The sequence below is a fragment of the Ruegeria lacuscaerulensis genome (assembly GCF_013034745.1).
In the GTDB taxonomy this organism is placed as follows: Bacteria; Pseudomonadota; Alphaproteobacteria; order Rhodobacterales; family Rhodobacteraceae; genus Ruegeria; species Ruegeria lacuscaerulensis_B.
The window spans coordinates 32,601-56,820 of the sequence record NZ_WQGP01000008.1 but is presented as its reverse complement, the minus strand read 5'-3'; the positions used below and the strand labels follow the sequence as shown (position 1 = coordinate 56,820).

At 57.2% G+C, this 24,220-nt stretch carries 24 protein-coding genes and 1 tRNA gene; 18 read left to right on the top strand and 7 right to left on the bottom strand.

The genetic code is table 11. From position 1 onward, the window contains the following. Positions 1-19 precede the first annotated feature (19 nt). Positions 20-1,183 (bottom strand): ABC transporter substrate-binding protein, encoded by a 1,164-nt coding sequence (locus tag GOV79_RS16395; protein WP_093962198.1) that lies wholly within the window; start codon positions 1,181-1,183, stop codon positions 20-22. Positions 1,184-1,217: 34 nt separating this feature from the next. Further along, on the bottom strand, positions 1,218-2,318 hold the full coding sequence (locus GOV79_RS16390) for an ABC transporter ATP-binding protein (RefSeq protein WP_237218044.1): 1,101 nt from the start codon (positions 2,316-2,318) through the stop codon (positions 1,218-1,220). A 153-nt stretch (positions 2,319-2,471) separates the two neighbouring features. Between GOV79_RS16390 and GOV79_RS16385 the strand changes: the two genes are divergently transcribed. Together GOV79_RS16385 and GOV79_RS16380 are read left to right on the top strand one after the other, a co-directional pair. Further along, positions 2,472-3,239, top strand: coding sequence for a helix-turn-helix transcriptional regulator (locus GOV79_RS16385; protein WP_331252683.1), 768 nt, complete (start codon positions 2,472-2,474; stop codon positions 3,237-3,239). Positions 3,240-3,475: 236 nt separating this feature from the next. Next, on the top strand, positions 3,476-3,679 hold the full coding sequence (locus GOV79_RS16380) for a hypothetical protein (RefSeq protein ID WP_170790546.1): 204 nt from the start codon (positions 3,476-3,478) through the stop codon (positions 3,677-3,679). Between the two features lie 348 nt (positions 3,680-4,027). On the opposite strand, the gene GOV79_RS16375 is transcribed toward GOV79_RS16380, so the two are convergent. Continuing rightward, complete coding sequence (locus tag GOV79_RS16375) at positions 4,028-5,362, bottom strand: hypothetical protein (RefSeq protein WP_170790545.1); 1,335 nt, start codon at positions 5,360-5,362, stop codon at positions 4,028-4,030. Positions 5,363-5,461: 99 nt separating this feature from the next. Here GOV79_RS16375 and GOV79_RS16370 point away from each other — a divergent pair, with 99 nt between their 5' ends. The 4 genes from GOV79_RS16370 to GOV79_RS16355 all read left to right on the top strand — a co-directional run bounded on the left by GOV79_RS16370 (position 5,462) and on the right by GOV79_RS16355 (position 9,186). Then, the gene (locus GOV79_RS16370) at positions 5,462-5,695 is read left to right on the top strand and encodes a hypothetical protein (protein WP_170790544.1); all 234 of its coding nucleotides are present in this window, start codon (positions 5,462-5,464) and stop codon (positions 5,693-5,695) included. 10 nt (positions 5,696-5,705) lie between these two features. After that, the gene (gene gntH / locus GOV79_RS16365; protein WP_170790543.1) at positions 5,706-7,178 is read left to right on the top strand and encodes a guanitoxin biosynthesis MBL fold metallo-hydrolase GntH; all 1,473 of its coding nucleotides are present in this window, start codon (positions 5,706-5,708) and stop codon (positions 7,176-7,178) included. Positions 7,179-7,182: 4 nt separating this feature from the next. Beyond that, positions 7,183-8,163, top strand: a complete 981-nt coding sequence (locus tag GOV79_RS16360; protein WP_170790542.1) for a CobW family GTP-binding protein — start codon at positions 7,183-7,185, stop codon at positions 8,161-8,163. Between the two features lie 354 nt (positions 8,164-8,517). Then, on the top strand, positions 8,518-9,186 hold the full coding sequence (locus GOV79_RS16355) for a hypothetical protein (protein WP_170790541.1): 669 nt from the start codon (positions 8,518-8,520) through the stop codon (positions 9,184-9,186). A 550-nt stretch (positions 9,187-9,736) separates the two neighbouring features. On the opposite strand, the gene GOV79_RS16350 is transcribed toward GOV79_RS16355, so the two are convergent. The 4 genes from GOV79_RS16350 to GOV79_RS16335 all read right to left on the bottom strand — a co-directional run bounded on the left by GOV79_RS16350 (position 9,737) and on the right by GOV79_RS16335 (position 13,433). Continuing rightward, a tRNA-Arg gene (locus GOV79_RS16350) sits at positions 9,737-9,813 on the bottom strand. Positions 9,814-9,877: 64 nt separating this feature from the next. Beyond that, the gene (locus GOV79_RS16345; protein WP_331252682.1) at positions 9,878-11,260 is read right to left on the bottom strand and encodes a sensor histidine kinase; all 1,383 of its coding nucleotides are present in this window, start codon (positions 11,258-11,260) and stop codon (positions 9,878-9,880) included. A gap of 18 nt (positions 11,261-11,278) precedes the next feature. After that, positions 11,279-12,697, bottom strand: a complete 1,419-nt coding sequence (locus GOV79_RS16340; protein ID WP_170790540.1) for a dihydrolipoyl dehydrogenase family protein — start codon at positions 12,695-12,697, stop codon at positions 11,279-11,281. Between the two features lie 4 nt (positions 12,698-12,701). Further along, positions 12,702-13,433, bottom strand: coding sequence for a TVP38/TMEM64 family protein (locus GOV79_RS16335; protein ID WP_170790539.1), 732 nt, complete (start codon positions 13,431-13,433; stop codon positions 12,702-12,704). A 296-nt stretch (positions 13,434-13,729) separates the two neighbouring features. On the opposite strand from GOV79_RS16335, the gene rpmH reads away from it, so the two are divergent. The 12 genes from rpmH to GOV79_RS16275 all read left to right on the top strand — a co-directional run bounded on the left by rpmH (position 13,730) and on the right by GOV79_RS16275 (position 24,208). Continuing rightward, entirely contained in the window at positions 13,730-13,864 is a 135-nt protein-coding gene (gene rpmH, locus GOV79_RS16330; RefSeq protein ID WP_005980833.1) for a 50S ribosomal protein L34, read from the top strand. A 26-nt stretch (positions 13,865-13,890) separates the two neighbouring features. Next, entirely contained in the window at positions 13,891-14,313 is a 423-nt protein-coding gene (gene rnpA, locus GOV79_RS16325; RefSeq protein WP_170773665.1) for a ribonuclease P protein component, read from the top strand. After that, positions 14,310-14,546 carry a membrane protein insertion efficiency factor YidD gene (gene yidD / locus GOV79_RS16320; protein ID WP_170773663.1) on the top strand — a complete coding sequence of 79 codons (237 nt, stop codon included), beginning with the start codon at positions 14,310-14,312 and terminating at the stop codon, positions 14,544-14,546. Before rnpA ends, yidD begins: the two co-directional genes overlap by 4 nt. Before the next feature lie 42 nt (positions 14,547-14,588). After that, a complete protein-coding gene (locus GOV79_RS16315) occupies positions 14,589-16,205 on the top strand; it encodes an acyl-CoA dehydrogenase family protein (RefSeq protein ID WP_170790538.1) in 1,617 nt (538 codons plus the stop codon). 44 nt (positions 16,206-16,249) lie between these two features. After that, positions 16,250-17,143 (top strand): tRNA 2-thiocytidine(32) synthetase TtcA, encoded by an 894-nt coding sequence (gene ttcA, locus GOV79_RS16310; RefSeq protein WP_170790537.1) that lies wholly within the window; start codon positions 16,250-16,252, stop codon positions 17,141-17,143. Positions 17,144-17,214: 71 nt separating this feature from the next. Then, entirely contained in the window at positions 17,215-18,747 is a 1,533-nt protein-coding gene (locus tag GOV79_RS16305; protein ID WP_170790536.1) for a putative bifunctional diguanylate cyclase/phosphodiesterase, read from the top strand. Between the two features lie 123 nt (positions 18,748-18,870). Continuing rightward, the gene (gene yidC, locus GOV79_RS16300) at positions 18,871-20,700 is read left to right on the top strand and encodes a membrane protein insertase YidC (RefSeq protein ID WP_170773655.1); all 1,830 of its coding nucleotides are present in this window, start codon (positions 18,871-18,873) and stop codon (positions 20,698-20,700) included. Beyond that, a complete protein-coding gene (locus GOV79_RS16295) occupies positions 20,697-21,434 on the top strand; it encodes an MOSC domain-containing protein (protein ID WP_170773653.1) in 738 nt (245 codons plus the stop codon). The genes yidC and GOV79_RS16295 overlap by 4 nt, the downstream gene beginning before the upstream one ends. Further along, positions 21,431-22,084 carry a ribosome biogenesis GTP-binding protein YihA/YsxC gene (gene yihA / locus GOV79_RS16290; RefSeq protein WP_170790535.1) on the top strand — a complete coding sequence of 218 codons (654 nt, stop codon included), beginning with the start codon at positions 21,431-21,433 and terminating at the stop codon, positions 22,082-22,084. Before GOV79_RS16295 ends, yihA begins: the two co-directional genes overlap by 4 nt. Positions 22,085-22,144: 60 nt before the next feature. Beyond that, a complete protein-coding gene (gene argB / locus GOV79_RS16285) occupies positions 22,145-23,008 on the top strand; it encodes an acetylglutamate kinase (protein ID WP_170787571.1) in 864 nt (287 codons plus the stop codon). Between the two features lie 19 nt (positions 23,009-23,027). Then, positions 23,028-23,714: a ferredoxin gene (locus GOV79_RS16280; RefSeq protein WP_170790534.1), complete on the top strand. Its 687-nt coding sequence runs from the start codon at positions 23,028-23,030 to the stop codon at positions 23,712-23,714. Further along, the gene (locus tag GOV79_RS16275) at positions 23,711-24,208 is read left to right on the top strand and encodes a SixA phosphatase family protein (protein WP_170790533.1); all 498 of its coding nucleotides are present in this window, start codon (positions 23,711-23,713) and stop codon (positions 24,206-24,208) included. Before GOV79_RS16280 ends, GOV79_RS16275 begins: the two co-directional genes overlap by 4 nt. The last annotated feature ends 12 nt before the right edge of the window (positions 24,209-24,220 follow it).

Genomic DNA, 24,220 nt, shown 5'->3' with positions numbered 1-24,220 from the left:
ATATTGGCGGCCTTGCCGCTTAGGCCGACTTGAAGCGGGCGAGCAACTCGGCACGGTTTGGATCGGTTAGTGTAGCCGCCGCGCCGAACTCGAGTGCATTCAGAAGGTCAGCTGCCGGATAAAGGATCGGATCTTCCAGTAGTTCCTTCGGCAGCAACGCATTGGTGCGAGCATCAGCCGATGGATAGCCGTGAGCGAGGACTTCTTTCGCATTAACTTCCGGGTTCAGCAGGAAGTCGATCAAGGCATAAGCGGCATCCATATGGGGTGCGCCCTTAGGAATAGCGTAGTAGTCGGACCAGAGTTCACCGCCCTCAGTTCCCAGAACGTAGGCGATTTCAGGCATGTCGACATTCATCTGCTTGCCGTCACCTGTCCAGCACATCGTCATCCAGGCGTCACCGTTACGCATCGGTGGCTGATAATCCGACGAGATTGCAAACAGATGCGGTTTGGCATCCAGCAACAATTTCTCGGCATCCGCCAGTTCCTTCTCATCGACCGAGTTGAAGGAGTAGCCGAAGTATTTCAGGGCATTACCGATGGTGGTGAGTTGGTAATCATGCACCATTGTCCGGCCTGAGTAACCTTCCATAGTAAGGTCCCAGAACTCTTTCCATGTGGTTGGAGTCGGAGCGCCGTCAAGCTTGCTGGTGTTCACTGCAAAGCCAGTCGTGCCCCAGTTTTTTGGGACCGCGTAAAGCTGGCCATCGACAGAACCGGCGTCGGAAAAGCGCTGTTCGAATGAACCTGCGTCGTAGTTTGGCAGTTTGGACGTATCGAGCGGGATGATCAGATCTTCACCCACATACGTAGTGATCGTGTAGTTGGTTGGAACGAAAACGTCCCAGCCAGACCCTCCAGCCTGTAGTTTTGCCAACATTTCTTCGTTCGAGCCAAAAACATTGACCTGAACATGGGCGCCAGTGGCTTCCGTGAAGGCTTCGAAGTTCATCTCGTCATGGTAGTTCGGCCATGTGGCGAGGATCACTCGGTCGCCAATGTCCCCGGCAGCAAATGCCGGGCGTGGACGCAACCCAGGAATGGCCGTGCCCAGAACGGCCGTTGCCATCCCAAGACCTGTCACGCCTAAGAAATGTCGCCGTGTAACCGAACCCTTTTGGTACCGGCGAAGCTCTTCCATGAACTTTTGCTTGGAAATAGTCCCATTATCCTTGGTCATTGTGAACCTCTCTGTTGTTGGATTGCGGGATTTGTTATTTTTCCAGGATCAGCAGTGCGCCTTCGCCCCATGAAACAAAGGCCTGCTCTCCTGCATTGAACGTCCCCTCGTTCAATTCCGCTTGCCTTGGCACAAGTACGTGGAAATCACCCAGTGCTTCGTTGCGCGCAAGGTATTCTGTGTGCTCCCCAAGGAAGATCCGATTTTGAATGGTAACTGGCAGAGCGATTTCAGCTGTGGGTAGCGCGCGGGTCAGCGTGATCTGTTCAGGACGGATACTAACGCACACTTCCTGCCCTGCTTCTATTGGAATCTCCGGAGTTCCGTGCACCTTTTGGCCACTCGCTAAACGCACAGTGATTTGGTCGGCTGCTGAGACAGTCACAGTTGCATCAAAGAAATTTGAGGTGCCTACAAATCCAGCCACGTAGCGGCTGCGGGGCATGTCATAGAGTTCGCGTGGGCTGCCAACCTGCACAATACTGCCGCCTTCCATCACACAAATTCGGTCGGACATTGAAAGCGCTTCTTCTTGGTCGTGCGTGACGAGGACAAAAGTTATTCCCAGTTGTCGTTGCAGGTTCTGCAGTTCAAACTGCATTTCTTTTCGAAGCTTTCGATCCAGAGCAGCCATTGGTTCATCAAGCAGCAAAAGCTTGGGCTCGTTTACGATCGCACGCGCCAAAGCGACGCGTTGCTGCTGCCCACCAGACATCTCCCAGATGCGACGTGGGCCAAACCCACCAAGACGGACAGTTTCCAGCGCTTGCTCAACCTTTGTCGCGATTGTTTGTTTGTCTACGCGTGGTCGTTGTTGGCGCAGGCCGTACGCGATGTTGTCGAACACGCTTAGGTGAGGAAAAAGAGCATAGTGCTGAAACACCATGTTGACTGGGCGATGGTGCGCATCCAAGTCGTTGACGACTTCTCCATCGAGCAACACCTGACCTTCGGTTGGCTTCTCGAAACCTGCCAACATTCTAAGCGCAGTGGTTTTGCCACAACCAGATGGGCCTAAGAACGACAGGAACTCTCCTTTCCCAATGGAAAGATTCAGGTCTTTGGCGGCGACCACATTCCCGAAGGTCTTGGTCACTCCTCGGAGTTCCGCAATCGTCTGCATGGTGACGCTCATGTCAAAGCTCATATACTGCCGTTTTCCTTTTGCTTGATTTTTTGGCATTTGTTGGCATACCACTCAAACAAGGAAAAAGTAACAATAACTCGGAATAACTGTATATACCACAATTGGGGTATAGAGGTGCTTTTCGAAAATCTGGAGCGGCGCGTGTACGATTGGATGGAAGAGGCCGGCAGGGTCGTGGAGAAGATCGGAACCCCAGAATTTCCATGTGCTTTGGCAGATGGCATACGGCAGGTCGCACCATTTGATTTTACGGTGGTGTTTGGCCATGTCGGAACCGAAGCACCAATAGACCTTCACGACGATTTCCCCAAAAGCAAACGGCGTATTTTTGTTGAGGACTACCAAGCCGGGCCCTACGTACTTGATCCATTTTTTTTGGCCGCGACAAAGCCAATAACACCGGGTCTGTACCGCATGCGCGATATCGCACCGGACAGGTTCTATCAGGGCGAATACTATCGCAGCTATTACAAAAGGACTGGGTTAGCAGAGGAGATTGGCTACTTTATCGATATCCCAGGCGCTGGGATGGTTGTGGTCTCGCTCATGCGAGCAGAGAAGCCTTTTTCCGCCAAGGAAATTCGTCATTTGCACGCTCTATGGCCGCTCGTTCGGGCAGCCTGTTGCAAACATTGGAGTGACTTTCCAACGATGGCCCGAGGCGCCGCAGCGAATGGCGTTAGTCGTCGCGTTGATCTAGCATTCCAGGCATTTGGCGATGGCGTTCTGACGCCACGAGAACGAGAAGTCGTTGAGTTCACATTGAAGGGCCATTCGGCAGAAGCTGTTGGCACAATTCTCGGCATCTCTCCAGGCACAGTCCGCATCCACAGACGCAACATTTACGCGAAACTTAGGATCAACTCGCAGGGTGAGCTTTTTTCAAAGTTCATTGAAAAGGCGCTTTAAAAGGTTCCTTGAACACCCACTTTATCCGTTTTGCCGACCTTGCTACCTTGTGACCCAGAAAGCACCAAACATTTGGACGGCACTGTCTGATAGCCAAGGAACCCAAAGGGAGAGGGTTGGGACGCCCGGGCCCCATGTTGGGCTAAATTAATACCCGAAAACGCTTTCGGGCCATTGTCTATCTAACCGGATCAGCCGTTTTAAAAATGGCGTCAAGATACGAAAGGCAAAATTTCATGGACGCACCAGTTATCCAGTTGATTTTTATGCTCATCTTGCTGGTTGTCGTGATCTGGCTTTATGTCCTGCCGATCACGATGGCAGGGCGGCGCAACCGATCCGGTTTGATCTGGTTCCTGATCGGTCTGGTTGGATCACCCCTTTTGGCTATTCTTTTGCTGCTGGCTCTAGGTGACGCACCCGAACAACCAACAACCTAATTTTGGGACGATACCATCTGACACTCAAAAGGGCTTAACCGGAGGGTATCTGGACGCTCGTGAGCCATAACGTCCTGCTCAGCATGCAATAAGGGTGCCAATTGAGACACTATACTTCCGGAAGTGAAGACAACTAATCCTTCTCACTCTCCACAACCGTGTACTGTAAACCCAAGGTCGGCCGATTTGATTGGAGAACCACAGACCGCTTTGTCCGCATAGCGGCCTTTCAGGATATGCAGGCGAACTTTAGCATCGAGCCCAAAATTGACTGATGCTGCGCGAAGCTCCAATGACAGCAATGCGCAGAAAGCAGACTTTGCATACCCAACCATGCGACGCGTTTCATCAGTATCTGATCAGAGTATCAAGTATCGCTTGCCGCGTTGCGTCATTATTGTGGAAGATCCTGCCGGCGAGAAACTCAGATGGAAACTCCGGCCACGTTTTGCGCATTTCGGTGATAAGTCGCTGAGCTTCTTCGGTATGTCCCAACTGATCCTGCGCAACGGCTTGGAACAGGAGAGAAGGAGCACTTACAGGCGCACCGGCTGCGGGCGCTCCTTTAAAGGCGTCCACAACGCCTTCGTAATTTCCGAGCATCAGTTGCGATACGCCCCAAATATTTCGTGCGCCAAAGCGGCCCGATCCTGACCTGAGTCTTTCTGGATCGCTAACCTCAGCCGCAAGATCTGGGGTGCCCGCCATGATGGCAGTGATGCCAACAAGATCCAGAATATGACCATCATTCGGCGCAAGCTCGACCGATAGCCTTGCGTATTTCATAGCCTCGACTGGATGGTTTTGGGTAGCCAATACCCAACCATGTGCACCGTTTGCCCACGCATCAGTGGGAGATAGATCAAGCGCTCTTTCCGACATCTCGGAAGCTTGGCTAAAGAGGTCGTCTCTTTGCGCTTTATCAGGGGACAGCATGGCCAAAGTCGCCAGGACCTGTGCCGATCCGGCATAACCGTCCGAAAGTGCGGGGTCGAGTTCCGCGGCGTGCTGAAACATTCCCAGTGCTATTTGCTGGCGCTTGACGTCGAAAACAGGAAAAAACATGCCTCGGGCCTGATCCGCAAGATTAGCCGCTTGAAGCCTTGTCAAAGACTGCTCGCCAAGAGCAGTTCGCTCAGCCTGTTCGATGGATGGAGTTGTGGGCAAAACCGCCTTGTTATCCCGCGTGAACCACAAGCCTGTCACCGCAATCAACACTAGGCAACCCAGCCCAATTGGCACCAGTTGTACCAGACGTCGATTCTCGCCAATCAGATCGCTGTCCTTAGCGGTTGAGTCGTTGCTTCCTGTGTTTCTTCCTTGCGAAAACCGCGGCTTATATCCGCCGGGATCAACAAAAATGCGAACACCCTCGCCGTCCCATTGATCTTCGTAAAACTCGCGCAACAGCCGACGCAGTCGCCTTGCTTCGACGCGAACGAGGTTTTGGCCGCCACTGCCATCAATACGCCGCCCATAGACCTCTACGGCAATAGCTTTGCCTCGGATCTGGGGACCACGACCCGCGATAGCTTCCTCGACTACGTATGTAAGAAATTGTTGGAGACGGGGCGAAGCTTGAAACTCGTCGCTCGATACAACGCGCTCGAGAGCTTCCCGGACAAGATCCGGCGATGGCTGCTCAACATGTTGATCTATCGGCAATTCATTAGCTTTGTTCAAGGCAAACTCACCCCCAACTCACGGTGACTCACTTGGCGTGCGCGGTCAACCACACTCATCTCGATGTGAGAATAGACAGTGGGAGCCGGGATTTATCCAGTGGCGGTGGACCTGAAAGAAGAGATTCCAGAACTGTCCGATGCGCTGTCAGGGCGTATCGAAACGGATGCGTTGCTCAAAGAGGTTGTCGAAGACCTGAAGAAAGCTTCCGAGTTGCTAGATGATGTATCGATCACAGCCTCAGAGCGCGCGGAATGGGCCCACATCAGATCCGAACTCGTGAACGAGCTTCGCCGGATGGTGAAGCGCAACCTTCGTAGCATTTCCAACTAAGGGCACAGTCATGACAAAAGAAGACAACGGCAAAGAACTTAAGAACGAACAGATCCAGAAATCTGACGAAATTGAAAACCCTTCCCGGCGACACGTTATGCAGGGACTGGCAGCAGGTGCGGTCGCAACCGGTGCCGTTAGTTACGGTTCAGGAACTGCACAGGCGCACCCCGGTGATGGGCCATTAGGCGAAAGTCTAAAGAACCCTTACGGCGGTCGGCCTGCCGGGGGCATCACTCTGCCAGAGTATTTCCGTCCTACCAAATACATGACGGGCTCGAACGCGAATTATTTCCCGCTATCCGAGGACCTCGGGCCCGACGAAATGCGGATATCGTTCTGTGGTTCCACCCCATTTCCGCCCCGCGAAGATCAGGCTGGCACCTGTATCATGGTCGAACTGGGTAACGGAAAGCGTTTCTTCTTCGACTTCGGCTCGGGCTGCGTCCGCAACATTATCGGGATGCAGGTTCCGGGGCAGTTGATCAACGACATCTTCATCACACACCTGCATGTCGACCACTATGCAGACATCCCTTACATCTACCCGTTCCGGGCTTGGTCTGGTGGATACACGCCGCTGCGCATTCACGGCCCTTCTGGTCGGACACCCGAGCTTGGTACTGCCGGAATGGTGAAAGGCATGCAGCAGATGCTCAAATGGCATCTCGAAGCTTTCGATGTTTTCCCAATCGGCGATGGCTACGAGATCGAAGTCAATGAATTCGATTTCCGCCAAGAAGGTGGCATCGTCTATGATGAAGATGGCGTGACTATACGTTCCTGGCCGCGCAGCCATGCCAAGGACGGCGCTGTCGGATATCGGTTGGATTGGAACGGGCTTAGCTTTGTTTGGACCGGCGATGGACGTCCCGATGAACTGAGCCTTGAATACGGAAAAGGCGTCGATGTGTTTGTGACCGAAATGTCCGGACAGGATATCGGTCAGTTGATGACCTACAAGTACGGCCTGCCGCAAGAGCTGTTCAACTACACAATCGATACGCATCATACATCGCACTATGCGGTCGGTAAGATGATGGCTGAGGCGCGCCCACGGCTTGCAATGGTAACCCACTATACGCAAGACGAGGATATCGATGCCGAAATGCTGGCGGGAATCCGTGCCCACTATGATGGGCTGTTCGCTTGGGGTTTGGACGTCGCCGTCGTCAACGTCACCAAAGATGCAATCTGGTATCGAAAGGCGACACTTCCCGGAAAATCTGGTTCGGTCGCGCCATTCCGCGAATTGGGCAAGATGGAAGCAGAAGGCAAGATCACGTTGCCGGATGAAATCAAGCCGCCAGCACCGCGGTCATCACGTGCCGAACAGCAGGACCAGAAATACCGCGATATGGAGATCGATCCGAAAGAATACTATCCAGCTGACGTATTCCGTGCTCCCGATCCCGAGTGGCCCAGCGATTTCGTAATCAAGGTCGATGACGTCATCCCGAATCGCAAGAAGAAGGCGGAGTAACGGCATGATCGAATTTGGGTCGTCATCCGCAATCCCTGTAACGATCCTTACCGGCTTTCTTGGAGCCGGTAAGACAACACTTTTGAACCGCATCCTGACCGGCAATCACGGGTTGCGGGTTGCGGTTCTGGTGAATGACTTTGGAACAATAAACATTGACGCCGACTTGGTAGTCGGTCTCGAAGATGATGTGATGAGTTTGGCAAATGGCTGCGTGTGCTGCTCGATCCGAGATGACCTGATCGAAACGGTAGAGGCCGTTCTCGCCCGGCCCGAGAAACCGGAATACATCGTCCTTGAAGCAAGCGGAGTGTCGGACCCGTCATCAATTGCAATGACATTCACCGATCAGAAGTTTCGGGACATGATCCGCTTGGACAGCCTTATGTGCCTGGTCGATGCTGAACAGCTCTTTTCTGCGCCGGAACAAATGGAACTGAAGCTCCGTCAAATCGCGTTCTCGGACATGGTTATTTTGAACAAGGTCGACCTCGTCGACAGGGCGGCTGTTCAAAGGGTGCACGATTGGCTCGGGTCTCGCTTCCGTCGGTATCGTCTTGTCGAAGCTGTCAATGCGGATGTCCCACTGGATATTCTTCTTTCTGTTGGCCGCTTTGCCGCCGAACAGCTCGAAACAGAAATACCCGATCATCACGAGCATGGACCGGATTGTGGTTGCCACCATTCTGATCACTCGGAAAGCTTCTCAACAACTATGATGAAAGCTGAAAGCCCGATAAGCTTGTCTTCTCTTCGGAGTGCAATTCGAAAGCTTCCTGGCGACGTTTATCGCCTCAAGGGCTTTGTTTTTAGCGAGGAGGATCCAGATCATCGCATTCTTGTACAGGTCGTCGGAAAACGCATGGACATCGCAAGGGATGGCGCATGGGGCCACCGAAAACCCGAAACAAGGCTTGTTGCAATAGGTGCACCAGGGGCCCTTTCGGAATACGAGCTTTCCGATGCGTTGTTGGCGACCGCATAGCAGCAAGTTAGACCAAACTTGTTTGCGTGTGTTTGTAAAACTCCAACACGTAACAGCTCGAAAGCCCGCAGCACCGCGGACCAAAAATGGAGAAAAACCTAATTGCTGAAGCAGTTTAGGAAATGGAGTCAAGCGATCAGATTGCTTGCACTTGCCACTGCGTTTGTCTTGTCGGGAGCGGCTGCGCGCGCGCAAGACGTTTCAAGTCGAGAACTTGAAGATACAACCCCAAACCTCGGATTGCCGAATTCAGCAGGAGGACAAGATGCCGAGTTGCTTTCCGCGTTCCACGGGCTCGAGGCGTTGCCTCGTGTAGCAAATCTCATTTGCAGAGGTTCTAGGAGCAAAGACGGGATGCCTGTCATCTTTACAACCGAGGTAGATTTGGAAACGTTGCAGGCTGGCGACTTCAGAGTCGTAACAAAGTCAGGCCAGATCGGAACAATGCATTGCGCGTCAGCGTTGCCTGCTACCGATCCCGGTGAATTGCGCACGGTGCTTCTCATCGGGGATTTTGGGAACGTTTCCGAGGATCCACCGGTTGCAGTCGAAGTTATTGGACACCTTCATTCCATCGTTGGAACACTTGATTTTCGCGGTGCCACTGTCGCCGTGACTCCGCTGGAAGACGGGCCGTCAATGATCCTTGCCGAGGTTGTCGAGGATTGGACTTTGGTCGGAAACTTGGGGCCACGCCGAACTAGAGGAAGCCTTTGTCCAATTGAAAACATCGTACAGGCCATTCGGGTAACTTGGGCGGGTGGCGTTACGCTGGCGAACGGCAAGGAACCTGGCGATGTGGAACGTGATCTGTACAGTATCATCGTAGAGGCCGAAGAAGGATCTCAACGCACAGTTACGCCCGCCGCGCTTGCCGATCTGGGTGACGGGGACAATAACCACATGCTCTGCCTTGATACAAAGGATCGACCTATCTCGGTGTCTTTCCCGGCTGGTATTCTGACAGACCCGAATGATGATCTGAACCCTGAAACCAGCGTATTTGTCTCAAAACCCAATTAACAAACTGCTTTAAGGTTTGTTCGAATGGACTTTTAGCCGAAAATGCCCGGCCGGGCCGGTTGCGGGTATTGCAGCGGTAAATGCGAATGAACGGACTTGTTCGCCTCTCGGACATTGCAAACTCGGTTTTGAAGGTCCGCTTTGGGCTGATTGTGGTCCTTTAGAGCAAGAATGCGGATGGCTGCAAAGTCCGCATTGCGGATAATCATCGGAATGGATCGGGTGTCTGCGTGGACTTCAAAGCGGTCTTTCGTGCTAAGTGCGCCAAATGGCCAAGCAGCTGATGTACTCTCGGCGTAACGAGTTTGTAGCCGCGCGGGAGTGGCCATATCTCACCTGACCTATCAGTCAAAAAGTCCAGATACCCCGCGCTTGGTATGCGTGGGGTATAAACAAAACCGTGCGGCGTCCGGGTGAGGCCGGGGGGTGGGGTGCGACATTCGGACTCACTCGGCATCGCAGGGGTAAACCGGCAAGCGTTTCGAATTTAGTGGCAGATCAGGGGCAGGAAAACGTTGATCGGAATTTCGTCAATGTTTTCAGTACCAAATGGCGGACCGAGGAGGATTCGAACCCCCGACCCCTTGATTCGTAGTCAAGTACTCTATCCAGCTGAGCTATCGGTCCGCGTTGGTGAGGCGCTGTTTAGACCTCGTGTTCGGGACGTGCAAGCCGATTCTGCAAAAATATTTTAAAAAGTCACATCGCCCCGCGGTAGGCGGATTTCAAAGGTAGACCCCATCGGGCCCGTCTCGGCCAGAACGAGGTCGCCGCCGTGACCGCGCACCAATTCCTGCGAAATTGCCAGACCCAGGCCCGAGCCGCCTTTGCGCACGCCACCCTGAAAGGGCGTGAACAGGTTTTCGCGGGCCTTGGGCGGCAATCCCGGTCCGTTATCCCGTATCTCGATGCACCAGTTCGTTTCATATTCACATCCGGCAATCGTGATTCTACCGGGCTTCCCAGCGGCCACAAGCGCCTGACGCGCATTGCGCACAAGGTTCATGATCACCCGGAAAATCTGTTCGGGATCTGCACGAGCGATCAGATCCTCGGGTAGTTCGTTGACGATCTCGACACACCCGCCTGCGACGGCCAGCTGCTCGCTTGCAACGACATCGTCTGCGACGGCGCGCATGGGGACCATCGTCAGCGTGGGGGCCGGTTCCTCGGCCCGGCCAAAGGCCAGCGTGCTTTCGCACAATGACACCGCGCGGGTGATCGAGTTCACCAGCTTAGGCGCCATGCGACGGACCAAAGGATCATCACTGGATTCAATCCGGTCTGTGAAAAGTTGGGCCGAGGTCAGGATATTGCGCAAATCGTGGCTAACCTTGGCCACCGCCCCGCCCAGTTGCGCCAGACGCTCGCGCTGTTTCAGCGCGTGGGTCAGTTCGGTCTGCATCTGTTGCAACGCTTCCTCGGCCTCACGCAGCTCGGTCACCTTGGAATTGGGCGAGATGATCCCGCGCGCGTCCTCGGGCGCGCCGGCATAGCGCTGCATGTAGCCAACGACGCCCTTGATCGGCTTCACCAGAACTACGCGCACGGCAAGGAACAGGAAAAAGGCGGTGATGATTGAGATCACGAAAGACAGCCCGAGAATGCGCAGCCCGTAATCGGTCATCGCCATGCGCAAAGGCATACTATCGGTGGTCACTTCGATCAACAGACCGGCGCCCTTGACCGGCTCACCAATCACACGGATTACTTCGTTTTCCGGAGTGAACAGACGCGCGACCGCATCGCGGATCAATATCCACGGGGTTGCGTCGCGCAGGTCATAAGTTTTGGTGATCTGTTCAGGGATGGGGGAAGACAGCATCAGCTGCCGCACTTCATCGCGACGCAAAACAACGTTGTAGACGCCCGCATTGGCCAGCAACTCGGCCTCGAGATCATCGGCCAGCATGTCATCGGCCAACAGCGCCAGCGACGCGATCTGGGCGCGCTCTAGCCGGTTCAACAAAAAGTCTTCGCGGAACCGCGCTATCGAGGGGACAAAAATCAGGATCTCGGCCAACATGACGAAGACCGTGGTCAGGATCAGAAATCGGCCCGACAGCGAGTTCACTTTTTACTCTCCTCCCAGTCAGGGCAGCCAGCGCTGGACGAACCCGACCACTCGTTTAACTGTCTGATTCTCAAACAGCCTTGGCGAGAAATAGGCACCCGCCACGCGTTTGTTAAGCTCTCCGATCGTCGGATAAGGCGAAACCATCGCGGCGACCTGTCCCATCTTCAGGTTATTCGCCAAGGCCAGCGACCACAAGTTGATCAATTCCCCCGCCTGATGCCCTACGATTGTGGCCCCCACGGGTCGGCCTTTTACGACCATGACCTTAATGAAGCCTTTCGTTTTGCGCTCGGATATGGCGCGGTCGTTGTGGTGGTAGTCAAAGCGCGCGATTTCCACCTTGTCGCCATGCTGCGTGCGAGCCTGCGCCTCAGTCAGACCAACTTGAGCCAGTTCGGGGTCGGTATAGGTGGCCCAAGGGATATGCGCGGTTTTCGCCTTGGAGGGCAGACCGAACAGGGCCGAGCGGATGATGATGCCCGCGTGATACCCCGCGACATGAGTGAATTGCAGCCCACCTGCAACGTCGCCGATGGCATAGACCTTTTTATTCGTGGTGCGCAGCGCGTCGTCGACTTTGATGCCGTTTCGTATTGGCTCAATCCCGGCCGCCTCAAGGTTCAGGCGATCAGTATTGGCCTTGCGCCCAGCGGCCAGTAACAAGTGCGAGCCGGTATAGATCTGGCCCGTCTCGGTCACGACCTCGACCTTTCCGTCCGCGCCGCGAATCTGTGCCACCATAGCTTGTTCATGAATTTCGATGCCCTCCGCGCGCAACGAATCCAGAACGATCTCTGCCGCCTCAGGGTCGTCCTTACCCAGAGCCTGCATCCCCTCGATCACGGTGACTTTGCAGCCCAGTCGGATATGCGCCTGTGCCATCTCCATCCCGATGGGGCCGCCGCCGATGATAAGCAGATGCTCGGGCTTGTCGCGAAGATCGAAGATCGTCTCGTTGGTGTAGGATGGCACCTGATCTAGACCGGGTATCGAGGGCACCATTGGCGAGGAACCGGTCGCAATCACGACACGCCGTGCAGAGATCAGATTGTCCCCCGCCTGCACCTGCGTGAGCGAGACGAAGTGACCATATTCGCGGATCACCTTGACGCCGAAGCCTTCAAACCGTTCCTGACTGTCCATCGGTTCAATCTGCGCGATCACGTCATGGACATGATCTTTTGCGGCGGCGTAGTCCACCTGCGGCACTACATCCGCGACGCCCAATGCCGAGGCATGCGCCTGCCCGTAAGCCGCCTTGCCGCTGGCGATCAGCGCCTTCGAGGGCACGCAGCCAAAGTTCAGGCAATCTCCGCCCATCTTGTGACCCTCCAGCAGGATCACATCCGCGCCCATCTGGCTGGCCCCGGCCGCAACCGACAGGCCACCCGACCCGGCGCCGATCACCAGGATATCCGTCTTCAATTCTTGCATAAGATCAGGTGTCCTTTTTGCCGCGCACAGCTTTGATCACGATGGGCAATCCCGCCAGCACACACAAACCGATGATGGGCCCAATTACAAACGGCTCCCACAGCAGGGACACGTCAGGCGTCTCACCCCGGTCAAACACGCCACCCAGACCAACACCGATCCAAGTGTAAACGATGCCGCCCGGAATAATGCCCAGCGCGGTGGTGAACAGGAAATTTCGGAATTTGACGCCCACCAGTGCTGGCACCAGATTGGCCACAAAGAACGGCACCACCGGCACGAGGCGCAACAGGAACAGGACCGAGATTTCATTCTCGCGCAGCCCGTCCTTCAGCTTTTTGACCGTCCCTTCGGATGACTCCAGCTTGGCGGTCAGAGATTCGCCCAACCCCCATCGCGCCGCCAAAAAGATCGCCGATGCGCCAATGGTGGCCGCAAACACGTTGAACACGGTGCCTGCAAATAAGCCGAACAGGAACCCTCCGGTCATCGAGGCTACGGCGGCGCCCGGCAGTGAAAAGGCAACGATCACGATATAGATCACCACGAATGCACCTGCCATGGCCCAGTAATTTGCATCTCGCCATGCCAGCAGGGATTCGCGGTTATCGCGCAGGGTCTCAAAGGTCAGGTAATCGCCCAAGGTGAAGAACCCCGCCACCGCAACGGCAAGGATCACCAGCAAGGGAATATGGCGCGCAAGCCCGCTGCGCGGGACCTGTGTTGTATCGCTCATGTCTGTGTCCGGTTTTGTGCGTTTCATCTGCACACAACATGCGCTGTCCAGTGCCTGCGCAACAGGCCCCTCACGCGGCGTTGATCTTGACCACAGGGAATGTGACGGAATAAAAGGGCAACACTGTCATTTTGAAACGTTTGTCCCGGTGGGATACCAGAATTGTTGCAAAAGGCGGCAAAACCCCCACCTAAGGGTTTGACTTACCCCCCGCCACCCAGTAGAGGACGGGCTTCGAACACTAGGGCAAGGCGAATCTGCGCCGCACCCGACCGCTATAGATTGGAGACGGAGCGATGAAACGCACCTATCAGCCTTCGAACCTGGTTCGCAAACGCCGCCACGGTTTCCGCGCGCGCATGGCCACCAAGGCCGGCCGCAAAATCCTGAACGCACGTCGCGCACGCGGCCGCAAGTCGCTGAGCGCGTAAGCCGCTCGACCTTTCAGGTTATGAACATGACGCCGCCGGAGGCCCCTGAGGATGGTTCAGTCCAGCCCAGCAAGCCTCCGGCGGCGTCCGTTTGCGTGTCTGCACCTGTGATCATCCTCAAGAAGCGATCCGATTTCCTGAAGGCGGCCCGCGCGCGGCGGCAGGGGACGTCGTCGATGATGGTACAGGCCCGCAAGCGCACCCTGGACGAAGGATCGGGGATTCGCGTGGGTTTTACCTGCTCCAAGAAGGTGGGCAATGCCGTCGCTCGCAACCGCGCCAAACGCCGTCTGCGCGAGGCCGCACGCGCCGTTCTGCCGGTGCATGGCCACGACGGTTGGGATTATGTCCTGATTGGCCGCGCCGAGGTGACGGCGAACCGCCCCTATGACGCGCTGTTAGGCGATCTGCGCTATGCGCTGCGCAAAATCCATAGTGACCGGAAATGACCCCGCTGGCGCGCGTCTTTGCCCTGCCGGTCAAGGCCTATCGCCTGATCTTCAGCCCTTGGGTTGGCCATAATTGCCGCTATCAACCTACCTGCTCGGCCTATGCGCTTGAAGCGCTAGAAAAGCACGGGGCCATCAAAGGCGCCTGGCTGACCGCGCGCCGTATTGGCCGATGTCATCCGTGGGGCGGTACCGGATATGACCCAGTGCCAGATGAGTCCGACCATCGCTAAGTCAGGCTTGACCAGACGGGTTGCGGGCGGAACACTCAGCCCATGACCACACCCGCCCGCGATACCCTGCCAACCCATGAAGTGACCAACCAACCAACCGATCGCGATCCAATCAACCTATGGGCTGCGGACCCTGTGCTGCAAGAGTGTGTGACCCGTGCCAAAGGGTGTTCCGAGCCGCTTGCCCGATATGGCAAAACTTTGGGAATGCCCGAGATCCACGAGGCGGCGCGCGCGGCCAATGCTCACCCGCCGCACCTGCGCCTGTTCGATAGCGGTGGGCGACGGCTGGACGAGGTTCGCTTTCACCCCGCCTATCACCAGTTGATGCAACTAAGCCAAAGCGCCGGATACGCCGCACTACCGTGGAATGACGAACCCGGCGGCCACTCGACCCATGCCGCTATGGTATATATGGCCAGTCAGGTCGAGCCCAGTCATTGCTGCCCCCTGACGATGACCTATGCTGCGGTACCTGCATTGAAAACCGACGCCAGTATCGCCCAGCTCTGGGTGCCGGAACTGACCGCGCATACTTACGATCCTACAATCCGGCCCATAGCGCAGAAACACAGCGCTACGTTGGGTATGGCGATGACTGAAAAACAAGGTGGATCGGATATCCGCGCCAATACCACCACCGCCACGCGGGACGGCGATCATTGGCGATTGTGCGGACACAAGTGGTTCTGCTCGGCGCCAATGTCGGACGGGTTCCTGACGTTGGCACAGACACCGGGTGGGCTGACCTGTTTCCTTGTGCCACGCTGGCTAGAGGGCGAACGCAACGCCATCCACCTCATGCGCCTGAAAGACAAGTTGGGCAACCGCGCCAACGCCTCGGCCGAGATCGAGTATCACGACGCTCTGGCCTATCAGTTAGGGGACGAGGGCGCGGGCATTCGCACGATCCTTGAGATGGTGCATCACACGCGGCTGGACACCGCGATGGCCCCTGCCGGGCTGATGCGCGCGGCCCTGTCCGAGGCGCATCATTGGGTGAGCCACCGCAGCGCCTTTCAACGCCGCCTGATCGACCAACCCCTGATGCGCGTGGTGCTGGCCGATCTAGCGCTGGATTGGCAGGGCGCAGTGACCCTTGGGATGCGCGTGGCCCAGGCCTTTGACGGACAAACCCCGGAAGACCGCGCCTTTGCCCGAATCGGCGTGGCGCTGGCCAAGTTCCTCAACAACAAACGCTGCCCCGTGGTCGTGGTCGAAGCGATGGAGATACTGGGCGGCATGGGGTACGTCGAGGATACGCCCCTGCCCCTGCTCTACCGCGAAGCACCCCTGAATGGCATCTGGGAGGGGTCCGGCAATGTGATCTGCCTTGATATTCTGCGGACATTGGCGCGTGAACCTTTGGCCGCCGAAGTGCTGCGCGCCGAAGTAGACGCCGCAAAAGGCGTGGATCGAGGATATGATGCGGCCCTGCGGGATCATATCGGACGCTGGCCTGACCTCCCTCCCGAGGCTGAGGCCCGCTGGTTTGCGGAACGCACCGCTCTGCTGCTGACGGCCTCACTGCTGTTGCGCCACGCCCCGCCTGCCGTGGCCGATGGGTTCATCGCGACGCGCTTGACCGGCGACAGCGGTCGGGTGCCCGGGTCGGTTCGAGGGTTGGACACCGAAGCCCTGTTGGCCCGCCTCGGCTAAGCGCCGCCCTTGCCCGGTTGCAGCAACTATTGTAGGGGCTGCGCATGTTTGACGAAGCTGACGATATCCACCCGCTCTTTGCCGGCGCGCCCTCGACCACCGAGTTCAAGAAGCTGCGCAAGCGCATTGTGCGCCAAACCCGCGAAGCCATCGAGCAATACGGGATGGTGGACCCGTCTGCCCATGACAAAGACGGCAAACCGCCGCGATGGTTGGTCTGCCTGTCCGGCGGCAAGGACAGCTATACCCTGCTGGCAGTTCTATACGAGTTGAAATGGCGCGGCTTGCTGCCCGTCGATCTGCTGGCCTGCAATCTGGATCAGGGTCAACCCGGCTTTCCGGCCACCGTTCTGCCCGAGTTTCTGAACCGCATGGGCGTACCTCACCGGATCGAATATCAAGACACCTATTCCGTCGTGATGGACAAGGTTCCGCAAGGTCGGACTTATTGCGCGCTGTGCTCGCGCTTGCGCCGGGGCAACTTGTACCGCATCGCACGGGAAGAGGGATGCTCGGCCGTGGTGCTGGGACATCACCGCGACGATATCCTCGAGACATTTTTCATGAACCTCTTCCACGGTGGGCGTCTGGCCACGATGCCGCCGAAACTGGTGAATGAAGAGGGCGACTTGTTCGTCTACCGCCCGCTGGCCCATGTGGCCGAGGCCGATTGCGAGAAATTTGCCAACGCGATGAACTATCCCATTATCCCCTGCGATCTCTGCGGCAGTCAGGACGGGCTACAGCGCCAACAAGTGAAACAGATTCTGGATCAGTGGGAAAAGAACAGCCCCGGTCGCCGACAGGTGATGTTCCGCGCCCTGACCAACGCTCGGCCTTCGCATCTGCTGGACCCGAAATTGTTCGATTTTCAAGGCCTTGCGTTGCACCCCGGCAAAAATGACGAAAATTCGGATGAAATTCCGCGTCTGCGTTAACGTCTGACTCAGAATGGTTTTCTACGGTTTTCCCAAGCGTGCGATGCCCAAGGGAAAGGCCCGGAACACCAATGTGGAAACGTATCCCGGTTGAAAAAGCTCTCAATGTTCTGACCACCGCCCTCAGCGGCCCGCCCGCGCTGGCCTTTGCCCCTGCGATCAGCCTGGCCGCGTTCTGGATGGGGGGAGAGCGGGCTTTGGTTACTGTGGCTTTGACCCTGCCGCTTTTACTGGCGGCATTTTCCGCGCTGGCCACAACACCCGGCGACCAAACCGTGCCCAGCGGGTTGATCCCGCTCGACAGCTTTGCCGCAGGGATGGAGGGATTTTTCAGGTCCACCGCCACCACGCGTGACGACTCGGCCTGCCTAATTGTGGCATTGGACGGGTACATTGAATTCGAGGATTTGCACGGCACCGCAGCGACGGCACATGTGGTTGATCAGTTCCGCAGCCGGATGCTGTCGGTGATCCGCGCTCATGATATCGCCGCCCGGCTGGATGAGGACAAAATCGTAGTCGGACTAAACCCGTCCAAGCATCTTGATCTTGAAGCTTGCATCCAAATGTCGGGGCGCATTCAAGCCACTATCGAAGAACCCGTGGTGCTGAACGGCACTGGCATTTACCTGTCTTGCTCGATCGGGTTCAGCCTGTTGTCCAGCATCCGGAATGATGGGTTTGAGGCGTGGATTGATGCTGCCTCAGCCGCTTTGGATGAGGCGCAAAGAAATGGCCCCTCGACCATCCGCGCCTATTCCAGCGAAACGCGGCGCCGCTCACGCATCCGGGCCAACCTGCGGCGCGAGTTTGATGCCGCACTGGATAGTGGCGAGATTCGACCCTGGTTTCAGCCTCAGATTTCGACGGATACCGGCCGCGTCACCGGGTTCGAAGCGCTGGCACGTTGGGAGCATCCGCAAAAAGGCGTGCTGAGCCCGCATGTATTTCTGCCTTTTGCCGAACAGGCGGGTCTAATGGAGCGTTTTGGCCAAACCATGCGCCACCACGCCTTCGCCGCCATGCGTCAATGGGACAATGCCGGGATCGTTGTGCCCCGGATCGGCGTGAATTTCTCCTCAGATGAGCTGCGCAACCCAGCGTTGATCGACCGGCTGAAATGGGAGCTGGACCAAAACGACCTGACCCCTGACCGGTTGGCCGTTGAAGTGCTGGAAACCGTCTTCTCGCGCCGACCCGATGACGTGATTACCCGCAACGTGACCAGCCTGTCGAAACTGGGGTGCTGCATTGATTTGGATGATTTCGGGACGGGACATGCCTCAATCGCGTCGATCAAGCGCTTTGATGTTTCTCGGATCAAGATCGACCGCTCTTTTGTGGCCAAGGCAGATCGGGATGCCAGCCAGCAGCAGCTGGTCAGCGCCATCCTGACCATGGCCGAGCGGCTGAACGTCGAAACTCTGGCCGAAGGGGTCGAAACGCCGGGCGAACACGCACTGATGGCTCAGCTGGGCTGCAACCATGTTCAGGGCTTCGGGATTGGCAAGCCCATGCCCTTCGAAAACACGTTCGACTGGATCATGACCCATCAGAACAAGCTGAACGGTGTGCCCAAGATTGGTCGCAAAGCCGGCCCATAAACGCAAAATTGCACCACAAATACGCACTCAGCGGCGGTTTGACGGGCGAATCCGCTTGACCTTTGGGGCTGCACTCTGTTGAACCCACCGGGTGTGTTTCACTGCTTAAGGTGGCTGTCCCAGATGGACGATCAGAACAAGAATCTCATCCTCGCAACCGCGCTCAGCTTTCTCGTGATCCTCGTTTGGTTCGTGCTGTTCCCGCCGCCGGAACAAACGACGCTGCCCGATCAGGCCGAGATCAGCGCCACCGACGCGACCGAGGTTCAGACGCCCAGCGCGTCGGATGCGGGCACGACTGGCGAGGCAACAGCCGCAGCGGAAGAAACACTGCCTGATGCCGAAGCACCGCGCATTGCGATCGACACACCGCGCCTGGAAGGCAGCCTATCCCTGTCAGGTGGCCGCATCGATGAGCTATTCCTGAAAGACTACAAAGTCTCGATCGAAGAAGGCGCACCGATTGTGGAGCTACTGTCCCCGGTGGGATCGGAATCGGCCTATTATGCGTTGTACGGCTGGGCGCCTGGCGCAGGTGTTGCAGGCACCGATGTTCCGGGGCCCAATACGCTGTGGACGTTGGAAAGCGGTGAGACGTTGGGCGTCGACACGCCGGTCACTCTGAAATGGGATAATGGCAACGGCCTGACCTTCCGCCGGACCATCTCGGTGGACGAGAACTATATGTTCGACGTTACCCAATCGGTGGAAAACAACACGCAGGCCGAAGTGGGCATGGCCCCCTATGGCATCCTAGCCCGTCACGGGATCGGCGAAGATGGCGATCTGCCCGGTCTCAAGAACTTCTTCATCCTGCACGAGGGCGTCATGGTCATGGCAGATGGCGTGCTGGACGAGATCGACTATGGCGATGTCCGTGACTTTGACATCGACCCGAATGAACGTGCGCAGGCCGAGGTGTTTCAGGTCAAGGAAGGCGGCTGGGTTGGATTCACCGATCACTACTGGATGACCACCCTGATCCCCGAAGAAGGATCGGCCTTCAAAGCCGCCGCCAAATACGATGCGCGCCGCAAGATTTACCAAACCGAAACCGTTCTTCCGACATTGTCTGTAGCCCCCGGCGCGACTGAAGAGGTTACGACCCGTCTGTTCGCGGGCGCCAAGGAATGGGAAACCATTCGCGAATACCAGGCTGAAGGCGTTCAGAAGTTCATCGACAGCATCGACTGGGGCTGGTTCTATTTCCTGACCAAGCCGATCTTCTGGTTGCTGCACAACATCAATGCGCTGATTGGCAACATGGGCTGGTCGATAATCGGCCTGACGTTGATCATTAAAGCCATCTTGTTCCCGCTGGCGTTCAAATCCTACGTCTCGATGGCGAAGATGAAGGAGCTGCAGCCGCAGATGGAGGCCCTGAAAGAGGCCGCAGGCGACGACCGCCAGAAGATGCAGCAAGGCATGATGGAGCTGTACAAGAAGGAAAAGGTAAACCCCGCCGCGGGCTGTTTGCCAATCCTTTTGCAGATCCCGATCTTCTTCTCGCTGTATAAGGTGATTTTCGTCACCATCGAACTGCGTCAGGCCCCATGGTTCGGCCCTTTCCAAGACCTGAGCGCGCCGGACCCGACCTCGATTATGAACCTGTTTGGCTTGTTGCCCTGGGCGGCGCCGCAACCTGAAAGCTTCATGGCGCTGATCTTCATCGGTATCCTGCCATTGCTTCTGGGTATCTCGATGTGGCTGCAACAGAAACTGAACCCGGCCCCAACTGACGCGACGCAGGCGATGATCTTCGCCTGGATGCCTTGGGTCTTCATGTTCATGCTGGGTGGGTTTGCCAGCGGTCTGGTCGTCTACTGGATTGCAAACAACACGATCACTTTCACGCAGCAATACCTGATCATGCGCAGCCAGGGCTATACACCGGATGTGTTCGGCAACATCAAATCAGGCTTCAAGCGCACGCCAAAAGCGGATGACAAATGACCGGTGAAGTAACCAGCCTCTGGCGGCATCCGATCAAAAGCCATGGCCGCGAGGCCGTCCAGACCGTCACTCTGAACCCCGGGCAGACCATGCCCGGGGATCGCGTTTGGGCGGTCGCGCATGAGGCGTCCAAGGCCGATGGGTCCGAATGGGTGCCGTGCCCAAATTTCAGTCGCGGGGCCAAGGCACCGTCACTGATGGCAATCTCGGCCCGGACCGACGGTGACATCGTCACCCTCACCCATCCCGATCGCCCCGAGCTGCGCTTTCAGCCGGACACGCAGCAGGATGTCTTTCTGGATTGGGTCAAACCGTTGATGCCTGTAGACCGCGCGGCCTCGACCCGGATTGTCCGAGTGCCCGGGCGCGGCATGACCGACAGCGATTTCCCCTCGATCAGCCTGTGCAACATGGCCTCACATCGCGCGGTCGAGCAAAAGCTGGGGCAGGAGCTGTCCCCCATTCGCTGGCGCGGCAATATCTGGTTCGACGGCTTGCCCCTGTGGGAAGAATTTGACTGGCTGGGCCGCGACATTCAGATCGGTCAGGCCGTTCTGAATGTGCGTGAACGGATCACCCGTTGCCTTGCGACAACCGCGAACCCGGATACCGGGCAGCGCGACGCTGACACGCTGGCGGCCCTGAACACATGGGATCATCAGGATTTTGGCGTCTACGCCGAAGTGATCCAGGGCGGCGAGGTCAAGCCGGGCGACAAGGTTCAACCGCTATGACCACCCTGCCCTTTCCCCTAGCCGAAACACCGGATGAGTTCGCGCAAGAACGTGGCCGCAAACTTTTTGCGGGCGAATCCGAGTTCGTCAAAGGCGTGGTCGCCATGGACGGCCTGCCCGCACCCGACCGGCTCGAGGTGTGTTTCGCGGGTCGTTCGAACGTGGGCAAATCTAGCCTGATCAACGCTTTGACAGGCACCAAAGGATTGGCGCGTGCCTCGAACACGCCGGGCCGCACGCAAGAGATCAACTTTTTCACCCAAGGCCCCGAGCTGTATCTGGTCGACCTACCCGGCTATGGCTATGCCAACGCGCCGGTCAAGGTGGTCGAGAAATGGCAGCGGCTGCTGAAACAATACCTGAGCGGGCGTCAAACCCTACGTCGGGCCTTTGTCCTCATAGACTCGCGCCACGGCGTGAAACCGGTCGATGCCGAGATCATGAAGCTGCTGGACACCAGCGCCGTGACCTTTCAATGCGTGATGACCAAGGCCGATAAGGTCAAGGCCAAGGACCGCGAAAAGGTGCTAGATCAGGTGCGCGGCGCGCTGTCAAAACACCCTGCCGCCTTCCCTGAGATTGTGCTGACGTCGTCCGAAAAGGGTGACGGGATTCCGACCTTGCGTTCGATCATCGCCAATCTGGAATAGCTTGCCCCTTGGCAGCACCGTGCAAAGGCCCTAACACGGAACGTCAGAGGGACCTAAGCCATGAAGACACGAGATATGAACCGGGACTGGATCGCCACCGCTGCCACTTTGAACAGCGCCTTGCCGTATCTGCAACGCTATGACGGGGCAATTGTCGTCATCAAGCTGGGCGGGCACGCCATGGGCAGTGATGAAGCGATGGAAAGCTTTGCCCGCGACGTGGTGCTGATGCGTCAGGTTGGGGTGAACCCGGTGATCGTCCATGGCGGTGGTCCGATGATCAACGCGATGCTGGATAAACTGGACATCCAGTCCGAATTTGTCGGCGGCAAGCGTGTCACTGACAAACCGACCGTGGAAGTGGTCGAGATGGTTTTGTCCGGCCTCGTGAACAAGCGCATCGTACAGGCGATCAACGGCCAGGGCGGCACTGCCGTGGGCCTGTCGGGCAAGGATGCCAACCTGATCATCTGCGAGCAGACAGACCCTTCATTGGGGTTCGTAGGTTCTCCGTCGCAGATGGACCCGAAAATCCTACATGATTTGTTTGCCCATGACGTGATACCAGTGATCGCGCCGTTGGGCGCCGGGCGCGAGGGTGAGACATTCAACGTCAATGGCGACACCGCCGCCGGTGCGATCGCCTCGGCGCTGAAGGCGGACCGCTTGCTGCTCCTGACCGATGTCTCGGGCGTAAAGAATGCCGCCGGAGAGGTCGTTACCGAGTTGAAAGCCGGCCAGATCCGCGAAATGACCCTGGAAGGCACGATTGCGGGCGGCATGATCCCCAAGACCGAAACCGCGCTGGACGCGCTACACAGCGGCGTGCGGGCGGTGGTCATTCTGGACGGGCGCGCGCCAAACGCGGTACTACTGGAGCTGTTCACCGAGCATGGCGCCGGGTCATTGATCCGCCCTGACTGACCCAAAGAGCCAAAAAGAGATGACCGCACTTCCACCAGCCTCAGCCTATCGCACAGCGATCAGCTATGGCTGGGTGGGGCGCGTGGCGCATCAGGCAGGCCTGATCGTGATGGGCGCAACGCATCCCCGGATCAGCGAGGCCAAAGGACTGGACGGGGGCACTTTGGTTCTACTGGGCGCAGGCTCAGCCTTCTGGCCCGTTCTGAAAGCCGCACCGGAATGGCAGGAACCTGACCCGGTGGACCAATGGTCGACCCGTGTTATTGGCCAGATGGCGCGGGATTTGGGCGCTATCGCACATTTCCCGTTTGGTGGCCCACCCTATGCACCGTTCATCGATTGGGCACTGAAATCGGGCCGCACGTTCAGCAGTCCGGTCGGCGCGCTGGTACATGATACCGTGGGCATGATGATCTCATATCGGGGTGCCCTGCATTTTGAGCAGGAATTTTACATACCCGAGGTCTCTGATCTCTCTCCCTGTACGAACTGCCCAGCCCCTTGTGTGACTTCCTGTCCGGTGGAGGCCCTAAACAGCCGCGAATTCTACAACGTGGCCGCATGCCATGACCACCTGTCCACCATCGAAGGCCAGACCTGCATGACCGGCGGTTGTCAGGCGCGGCTGGCCTGCCCTCTGAGCGCCGGTGCAGGCCGCGACCCGGAACAATCCGCGCACCATATGCGGGCCTTTCACCCGTCATGAGCCTGACGCTGATCCTGACCCGGCACGCAAAATCCAGTTGGGACAACCCAACGCTTGACGATCATGACCGTCCTTTGAACAAACGAGGCCGGAAGTCCGCCCAAGCGGTTGGTGCATGGTTGCAGCAGCACAACCTTGTCCCGGACGAGGTTCTCAGCTCGACCTCAGCCCGCACGCGCGAGACCTGGGACCGGATGGGGTTGCAAGCGGTAAAAATCTGCTTTCATCGCACGCTCTATCTGGCGGAGCCCGAAGAGATGTTGATCGAATTGTCGGGGGCGACCGAGCCCACGGTGCTGATGCTGGGCCACAATCCCGGTATTGCCGAATTTGCCAGCCGTATCGTACGAAGCGCGCCGGATCATGCGCGGTTTCACGACTATCCCACAGGCGCCACAATGATCATCCGCTTTGGCATCACCGATTGGGCCGACATAGACTGGCACAGCGGGGACGTTCAAGAATTCGCCATTCCGCGCGAACTGCTGGAATAGAAAAAGGCGAGG

What these genes read in the sequence shown, in the direction of transcription:
- rpmH (WP_005980833.1), top strand. Translation starts at nt 13,730, where the DNA reads ATGAAACGCACCTATCAGCCTTCGAACCTGGTTCGCAAACGCCGCCAC.
- ttcA (WP_170790537.1), top strand. Translation starts at nt 16,250, where the DNA reads ATGTTTGACGAAGCTGACGATATCCACCCGCTCTTTGCCGGCGCGCCC.
- GOV79_RS16340 (WP_170790540.1), bottom strand. Translation starts at nt 12,697, where the DNA reads ATGCAAGAATTGAAGACGGATATCCTGGTGATCGGCGCCGGGTCGGGT.
- GOV79_RS16315 (WP_170790538.1), top strand. Translation starts at nt 14,589, where the DNA reads ATGACCACACCCGCCCGCGATACCCTGCCAACCCATGAAGTGACCAAC.
- GOV79_RS16280 (WP_170790534.1), top strand. Translation starts at nt 23,028, where the DNA reads ATGACCGCACTTCCACCAGCCTCAGCCTATCGCACAGCGATCAGCTAT.
- rnpA (WP_170773665.1), top strand. Translation starts at nt 13,891, where the DNA reads ATGACGCCGCCGGAGGCCCCTGAGGATGGTTCAGTCCAGCCCAGCAAG.
- yihA (WP_170790535.1), top strand. Translation starts at nt 21,431, where the DNA reads ATGACCACCCTGCCCTTTCCCCTAGCCGAAACACCGGATGAGTTCGCG.
- GOV79_RS16295 (WP_170773653.1), top strand. Translation starts at nt 20,697, where the DNA reads ATGACCGGTGAAGTAACCAGCCTCTGGCGGCATCCGATCAAAAGCCAT.
- GOV79_RS16275 (WP_170790533.1), top strand. Translation starts at nt 23,711, where the DNA reads ATGAGCCTGACGCTGATCCTGACCCGGCACGCAAAATCCAGTTGGGAC.
- gntH (WP_170790543.1), top strand. Translation starts at nt 5,706, where the DNA reads ATGACAAAAGAAGACAACGGCAAAGAACTTAAGAACGAACAGATCCAG.
- GOV79_RS16390 (WP_237218044.1), bottom strand. Translation starts at nt 2,318, where the DNA reads ATGAGCGTCACCATGCAGACGATTGCGGAACTCCGAGGAGTGACCAAG.
- GOV79_RS16355 (WP_170790541.1), top strand. Translation starts at nt 8,518, where the DNA reads ATGCCTGTCATCTTTACAACCGAGGTAGATTTGGAAACGTTGCAGGCT.
- yidD (WP_170773663.1), top strand. Translation starts at nt 14,310, where the DNA reads ATGACCCCGCTGGCGCGCGTCTTTGCCCTGCCGGTCAAGGCCTATCGC.
- yidC (WP_170773655.1), top strand. Translation starts at nt 18,871, where the DNA reads ATGGACGATCAGAACAAGAATCTCATCCTCGCAACCGCGCTCAGCTTT.
- GOV79_RS16305 (WP_170790536.1), top strand. Translation starts at nt 17,215, where the DNA reads ATGTGGAAACGTATCCCGGTTGAAAAAGCTCTCAATGTTCTGACCACC.
- argB (WP_170787571.1), top strand. Translation starts at nt 22,145, where the DNA reads ATGAAGACACGAGATATGAACCGGGACTGGATCGCCACCGCTGCCACT.
- GOV79_RS16360 (WP_170790542.1), top strand. Translation starts at nt 7,183, where the DNA reads ATGATCGAATTTGGGTCGTCATCCGCAATCCCTGTAACGATCCTTACC.
- GOV79_RS16380 (WP_170790546.1), top strand. Translation starts at nt 3,476, where the DNA reads ATGGACGCACCAGTTATCCAGTTGATTTTTATGCTCATCTTGCTGGTT.
- GOV79_RS16335 (WP_170790539.1), bottom strand. Translation starts at nt 13,433, where the DNA reads ATGAGCGATACAACACAGGTCCCGCGCAGCGGGCTTGCGCGCCATATT.
- GOV79_RS16395 (WP_093962198.1), bottom strand. Translation starts at nt 1,183, where the DNA reads ATGACCAAGGATAATGGGACTATTTCCAAGCAAAAGTTCATGGAAGAG.